At 65.6% G+C, this 6845-nt stretch carries 7 protein-coding genes; 2 read left to right on the forward strand and 5 right to left on the reverse strand.

The genetic code is table 11. The features are described 5' to 3' along the window. Both FNQ90_RS08155 and FNQ90_RS08160 read right to left on the reverse strand, forming a co-directional pair. A partial coding sequence (locus FNQ90_RS08155; protein ID WP_182605757.1) for a hypothetical protein occupies positions 1-220 on the reverse strand: 220 nt, incomplete at its 3' end. 89 nt (positions 221-309) lie between these two features. Beyond that, the gene (locus tag FNQ90_RS08160) at positions 310-456 is read right to left on the reverse strand and encodes a hypothetical protein (RefSeq protein ID WP_182605758.1); all 147 of its coding nucleotides are present in this window, start codon (positions 454-456) and stop codon (positions 310-312) included. Between the two features lie 598 nt (positions 457-1054). Here FNQ90_RS08160 and FNQ90_RS08165 point away from each other — a divergent pair. Next, the gene (locus FNQ90_RS08165; protein ID WP_182605759.1) at positions 1055-1900 is read left to right on the forward strand and encodes a GntR family transcriptional regulator; all 846 of its coding nucleotides are present in this window, start codon (positions 1055-1057) and stop codon (positions 1898-1900) included. Then, complete coding sequence (locus FNQ90_RS08170; RefSeq protein ID WP_182605760.1) at positions 1897-2595, forward strand: HAD family hydrolase; 699 nt, start codon at positions 1897-1899, stop codon at positions 2593-2595. Before FNQ90_RS08165 ends, FNQ90_RS08170 begins: the two co-directional genes overlap by 4 nt. Before the next feature lie 92 nt (positions 2596-2687). Here FNQ90_RS08170 and FNQ90_RS08175 read toward each other — a convergent pair whose 3' ends face one another. The 3 genes from FNQ90_RS08175 to FNQ90_RS08185 form a co-directional block, all read right to left on the reverse strand. Next, entirely contained in the window at positions 2688-3200 is a 513-nt protein-coding gene (locus FNQ90_RS08175; protein WP_228470958.1) for a ComF family protein, read from the reverse strand. Between the two features lie 239 nt (positions 3201-3439). After that, on the reverse strand, positions 3440-4390 hold the full coding sequence (locus tag FNQ90_RS08180; RefSeq protein WP_194432334.1) for a DNA-processing protein DprA: 951 nt from the start codon (positions 4388-4390) through the stop codon (positions 3440-3442). A gap of 1464 nt (positions 4391-5854) precedes the next feature. Then, positions 5855-6718, reverse strand: a complete 864-nt coding sequence (locus FNQ90_RS08185; protein WP_194432335.1) for an AraC family transcriptional regulator — start codon at positions 6716-6718, stop codon at positions 5855-5857. Positions 6719-6845: the final 127 nt, after the last annotated feature.

Raw genomic sequence — 6845 nt, forward strand, 5'->3', positions numbered from 1 at the left:
GGTGATTGAGGGCGCGGATGGCCTCGGTGATGACCGCGACCACGGCCGGGGCCAGGTCGGGGTCATCGGCGAGGATGTCCAAGCCGGCATCCAGCCGGGCCGCCCGCTCGCTCGGGCTCTCGCCCTCCACGCCCAACCACAGGTCCGGGTCTGTGCCAAGGGACAGCTCGAGGTAGTCGTGGTGGTCGCGCACCTCGTGCCGACCGATGAAGCTCTTCACAGCAGGTCTCTCCTGTCGGACACACCACACGGCGCCCCACCCCGGATCGGGGTGGGGCGCCACGTGGTGGGCTGGATGGTCGGACGGGGTCAGCGGCGGTTGCCCTTGAGCTGGGCGTCGCGGCGGGACTGGGCGTTGCGCTCGGCGACCTTGCGCCGCAACTCCTCGCGCCGCTGCTCCTCGCGCTCCTTGTCGGTCAGCGCGGTGGTGGCGAGTGCGATGATGAAGGCGTTCACAGGGGTTCCTTCCAGATGGTTCCTGTGGCGCGCGCCCCCGAAGTAGCCGCTTCGGGGGCGCACCTGGTGGTGACCGATCGGTTCGAGCGGTCACGACCGCCCGGCAGGACCGGAGCCGCGGGCGTCGCGGTCCGGAGGGCTGCCGGGGATCGAGTGCGCTCGACGGACCGGGCCCCTGGCCACCGGCTATCCCGGCTTCACGGCAAGGGGCGGGACACACGGGGCATGGGGCGCGGCGCCGGTCCGGCGCACCGCACCCGCCCCGGGTCTTCGACGAATCACGGGCCTTCCTCTCCTCGTTCGGGCAGGGATCTCGCACTGCAAGGGGGACTCGTGGTCCCCACACTCCGGCCGTTGCTCGCGGTCACCGGGCCACCTCGCCAGTCGGGCCGAAGCCCTGTTCACCTGGCCTTTGGCGGGATTGCAGCGTCCCCGCCCTCAGCACCCGGAAGGCAGCCCAAAGAAGGCCCATCCGGGGCCCCACCTCGCTCTCGCTCGGTGCGACGCGATGAACGTAGCCAACCTTCCTAGGAAGGTCAACCAGGCTAGGAATCCTGTGCTTCCTGGGGTTGGTGGGGAGGTGGCCTACGATGAAGGAATGAGCCTTGACCCCGATGACACGCGACCGGCTTTCCAGCAGGTCAGCAGCGCCTTGCGTGCCGAGATCCTCACGGGCAAGTACGCGGCCGGCGACCAGCTGCCGTCCGGCCCCGAGCTGATGCGGCGCTACCAGGTTGCGAAGGCGACCGTGGCGAGGGCGCTCGACGTCCTGCGGGACGACGGGCTGATCGTGACCAAGAAGGGCAAGGGAAGCTTCGTCCGGCAACGGACGGAGCGACCGGTGGGTCTCCGACCGCACCTTGAATCCGCCTTCGAAGAGGAGGCGGTGAGAATCGACTTCACCGGTTTCTCCAGCGAAACCCTGCACAACGCCATGCAAGAACCGCTGGACAAGGTGCGTTCGGGACGGCTCACCCCGCAGTCCATCTCGGTCCGGCTACTCCTGCCGGACACGAGCGTGAACATGGCGGTCCCGGTGCTCGCCGATGGCTTGAAGGACGATCCGGCGCTCCGTCACAGGGCCGGTCAGCTCGCGGTCAACTATGCCGGGGGGATCAAGCACGGAGTGGAGATGCTGGCCGAACTGGGCCTTGTCCAGTCGGCGAAGGTGGAGATCCGCTTCTTCCGGGCCTCGGCCCTGTTCAAGCTGTATCTCCTCAACGGAACCGAGGCGTTCTTCGGCTACTACCCGTTGCGTCAGCGGAAGATGGTGGTGGACGGGGAAGAGCGGGACTTCTTCGACATCACCGGAAAAGACACGACCCTCTTCCACCACTCGGCCGGACCGGACGACTCCTCGCTCGGATCGCAGTACGTGCAGCAGTCGCAGCGATGGTTCGACAGCACGTGGGGCAGCATCGCCTTCCGGCGGGAGGACGCATGAAGCCGCAGCAGGAACTTTCCGAGCTTCTGAGTGGGGTCCGGACTCTGCTGGTGGACTTCGACGGTCCGTTCTGCTCGGTGTTCGCCGGCCTGAGCGCCGGTGAAGTGGCGGAACGGATGCGCCGGCAGCTCGTCGATGCCGGTCATGACGTTCGGTCCGACTGGAAGGCGGAGCACGACCCTCTCGCGCTGTTGCGTCGGATCGCCGATGAAGCGCCGGGCAGCGTCCCCGACGCAGACCGGATTCTGGCCGCTCTGGAGACCGAAGCAGCAAGGCTCGCACGCCCCAACCCCGAGATGAGTGCCGTCCTCGATGCCGCGGTTCACGCCAGCCGGGACGTCATCGTGGTCAGCAACAACGCGGGCAGCGCCATCCGGTGCTATTTGGAGAACCACAGGCTCACGCACCAGGTGCCCAAGGTGGTAGGCCGGCGCTCGGGCGAACCGGAGAGCATGAAGCCGAGTCCCCGCTTGCTGCTGGATGCTATGGAGTCCGGGCGGGATGCCTCCGAGTACGTCTTCATCGGTGACGCGGTACGTGACGTCGAGGCCGGGCACGCGGCCGGAGTGCACACCATCGGCTACGCCAACAAGCAGCGCAAGGAACAAGCTCTTGCAGACGCCGGGGCCGTGGTAGTGATGACTTCGCTCTTCCCCATCGCGGAGGCCCTTGCAACCTCAACTTTGAGAATTTGACCGCATACCGCGAGTCAGCCTCTTAATGACTGGCTCGATGATTCCGTTTCCCCCTTTGATGCGGGTTGCTGAAGTATCCAGTGGCACGTGCATTAGCCGAGACCGAAGGGGACGCGAGCGAGAACGAGACCTCGAACCTCGATAGCTCCCCATTCGGTAATGAGTCGCTTCCCTATCGCATGGAAACTGGCACCGGTGGTGAATGTGTCGTCAACGAGCAATACCCGCTTGCCCTCTACGCTCTGACACAAGCGCAATGCTGCAGCGTGCTGACGGGCGGCTTCCATCTTCATTGACCAGGTCTTTCCTCTGCCAGCTGACTTCTCCGTCTCATGGTTTTTAACTAGAACGGGACTTTTGGGGTTGGTAATGGGCCAGCGTCCAGCACCATCTTCGACGTACGCGGCCTCCATCATGATCTCGATATGGCGCACGGGCGTGCGTTTCTTGGCGGTTGGGTTACCTAATATGAGGTCGATGTCCTGAACTTCGTCCTCATGCGCGTTAAGCCAGCCAACGATCAGGCGACCGAATATTAGTCCCCAGCCAGCGTGGCCGTCATACTTGAATCGTTTAATCTTCTGCTCAAGAGAGCCAGCGAACATCGCAATGGCGTCAACGCGCGTGAAGTATCTCTGCTGCGGAGTCCATCGGCAGATTGCATTTCGGCACTCGTCACTCGGGGCGCTGAGGGATTGGCTACACAAGGCGCAGTGGTATTCGGCAAGAGGGTTCAGTGTTTCCTGGGCACATTCTGCGCAGACGCCGGGAGAGCCTATGCGAAGGTAGGCGCAGGTTCGGCATTGAGGGAAGCCCAGCGGCTGAGGAAGGTCTGCAGCGTATGTCACAGACCCGCCAGTGTAAGTTGAAGCCGCTGCTGCCCTGCCTGCTGTACTCGTGTTGCTTCGCCCATAAGCTCCAGCACATCAGTCAGTTCTGTCACCTCGACGGCTCTGCGTTCGGCAATCATCTTCGCAGCCCAGGGCTCTTTCGTGGCTAGGGAGCGCAGTAGGAAAACGCGCTTACCGTGTTCATGCGCGATTCGTGCTTGCATCTTTGCGCCAGAGGTGGAAGACGCTTCGATGACGATGCTGCCCATAGTTGAGCCCGATGTGACGACATTCCGGCGGGGAAATGTCCAGGTTGCAGCTGAGGAAGTTGGCCAGAACTGGGATAGCAAAGCTCCGCCGTGATCAAGGATGCGTGCGGCGAGCGGCCTGTTCTGCGCGGGGTAGATTTTAGATGCGATGCCAGTTCCCATGACAGCTACAGTGCGCCCACCTGCCTCCACTGTCGAGGTGTGTGCAGCGGTATCGATGCCTTTAGCGAGACCGCTGAAGACTACGACTTCATGCTCTACAAGGCCCCGTGCCATCCGGGCTGCACGCTGCAACCCCTCCTCACTGGCATTGCGAGTACCTACGACCGCAGCCGAGCGAGCGTCCCGCTCCTCCAGGCTACCGAGGTAGAACAAGAATGGCGGAAGGTTCGGGATAACCCGCAGATTTGCCGGATATTCCGCATCCAGAACCGTGACCAATCGTGCGTCTGCACGATCGGCAGCGTTGCATTCGGCTTCGACGCGCGCGCGAGCATCATCCAAATAAGTCAGGGCTTGACGCAAAAGTGGCTGGTTGCGTCGAGCGATAGTGGAGTCCTCGGGCAGATCCCCGCCGAGCACGATGTCCAGTGCTTCGCGGGACTGGCAGGTCCGTGCGAGCAGGCTCCAGTCGATGGACTTGCTGTCCGCTCGCAGTGCGCAGAGGGCGAGCAGGTCGCTCTGCTCGCGTGTCATCTTGATCACAATGCATCCTTCTACTCGTCGGCCCTAATGTTCGAAGGTTGTTGCGGTCGTACGAGGGGCCGGTTCCATCATGGCGCACGCCCTTCCCCTTGTGCAGAGGGAACGCGTCGCGCTTTGGTATGACTGATGTGACGGCTGAGCGACGGGCAGGACCGATCGCCGAGTGCGTGGGCGCGCTCACACAGTGACTTCGTCCCTACCTGCTGAGCAGAGGTGTCTAGAGGGCTTGGCCCCGGCGTGCCCCGAGTGACCCGAAGATAAGAAGCTGCAGGTCACAAGGAGTAGACGGAACCCGCTGTAAAGGGGACGGCTCCTAGCCGTTCCGTGGCCATCGGTGCGGAGGCATACGCTGCGGTGCGTGGATGATCTCTTGGGGGGCCTGTGAGTGACCGAGCGTACGAGGATGCCTGTCGTGCCTGGCGATCTTCGCTGGTGACTCTGCTGGGGGATGCCTCACTGCTGGCACGGTGGCAGGAGCGCCGGTACCAGTTCGCTCACCGAGTGGGAGCCCTGCTGACCGAGATCCACGGCGATAGCTCTGCCACTGTGGGACCGGTGCTCTACGGAGTGTTCGCGTCAGGCGCGGGGCTTTGCTACGTAGGACAAACGCAGGAGGCCGAACGTCGCCTGCGCGACCTTCCAGTAGGCGAGAGCCATCACCTGGCCAACACTGTGCCACCCGAGGTCTGGGAGAGGGTGGTAGTGATCCGCTGGCCGCTGCTGCTCTCCGAAGCGCCACGGTCCGAACAGATGGAGGTCGAGGCCATGGGCTCCGCGGTCTGCGGACTCGCGCTGGAGCACGCGCTTCAACTGGCAACGGCCCCTCCATTGAACAGCCGCCGGCGACGTACTTCCGGTGATTGGCAGCCTCGTGACCTTGCGCGTAGCCGCTCCCGCGGTGCCGTTCACTCGCAGCGGATACCGCAACTCAGTCGACTGACCCTTGCTGCCTGGAACACCCTCTCAGTGACGGAGGCCCCGAAGGGGGCAGCGGTAGTTGCCACTGGAGTCGGCCGAGTGGTGTTCCCGTCGGTACTGCACGAACTACCTGGCAGTGGGGCAGGAGTGGGACGCGTGAGCCCTGGCCGGGACAAAGCGCAGATGGAAAGGCCACCCTCGCGCGGCCTGTAAATCTGCCGGCTCAGCCTTCCCAGGTTCGAATCCTGGCGCCGCCACCGGAACGAGGACAGCCCCTCACCAGCGGAAACGCGGGTGAGGGGCTGTTTCGTGCGGCCGGTTGACCGGGCAGCGAGAATGCGGCTTGTGTCCCGGTCCGTCCCGCCCCGACCCGCGTGATGACCGGCGGGTGTGGACAGGAATCGGCGCCTGGTCCCACTGGCGCAGCGTCTCCTCGATCCGCTCGTTGGCCCGGGGCGGTGCCCCGGGAGCCGCGGCTGGGACTCACCTTTTCGGAGCGGTGGGGAGGGCTCCATCCTTCCCTCCGTCTCCACGGGGTCAGGACGGCGGGGTATCGGTGCGGGTGACGGGGATCCAGATCTCGGCGTCGGCCCGCGCCCCGTCCTCCGACAACTCCACCCGCAGAAGTTCCGGCCCCGGCACACTGCGGTAGGGGTTGGAGGGGAACCAGCGGGTGAAGACGTCCCGCCAGGTGTACTGCAGGGTCAGCGGGAACGGGCCCGAACTCTCGAAGACCGCCCACGTCCCGGCCGCCACCGGCAGCACGTCCATGTCCGCCGGTGGCTCGGCGCCGGTCGCCGCCGCCTGGTGGTAGTCCAACTCCGTGCCCTCCGTACGGTCCTCGGAGAGCAGCACGGAGCCGGAGATCACCCCGCGCGGCTCCCGGTCCGACAGCGCCTCGATCCGTTGGTGGGTCTCCTGCCCGAGGCCGCGCACGAACTCCGCGATGGCCGGGTTCACCCCCTCGTGCACCAGCGGCACCCGGGCCCTCCGGCCGACCAGCGAGAACGCCGGCTTCTCCACGACGCGGTAGCGCATCCCGTCACTCCCTTCGACAACCAGGTGGAAGGCCATCCGGGGCTGGAAGCGCAGGGACGCCCCCGCGCGCCGCGCCTCGGCCGGACCGACGCCGTGCACCGCCCGGAACGCCCGGGCGAACGCCTCGCCGGAGCCGTAGCCGTGCCGCACGGCGACCTCCAGCAGGGTCCGCTTCCCGGCCGTCACCTCCGCCGCCGCGAGGGTGAGGCGCCGGCGCCGGATGTACTCCGACAGCGGCATCCCCGCGAGCGCGGAGAACAGGCGTCGGAAGTGGTACTCCGAGGTCATCGCGATCCGCGCGAGGTCGGCGACGTCGATCGGCGCGCCGGCATCGGCGGAGAGGCGCTCCTCGATGTGGTCCATGGCCCGGTTGAGGTGCTCCGGCACCGGATCTCCTTCCCTCGACGCCTTCCACTCTGGAACGCCGACCGGGGGCGGGGCCCGACAGTTCCTGCCCGTTCCGGTCGGGTGGGCGGGACACGGTGAAGGG

The organism is Streptomyces alkaliphilus (assembly GCF_014141535.1).
Taxonomy (GTDB): Bacteria; Actinomycetota; Actinomycetes; order Streptomycetales; family Streptomycetaceae; genus Streptomyces; species Streptomyces alkaliphilus.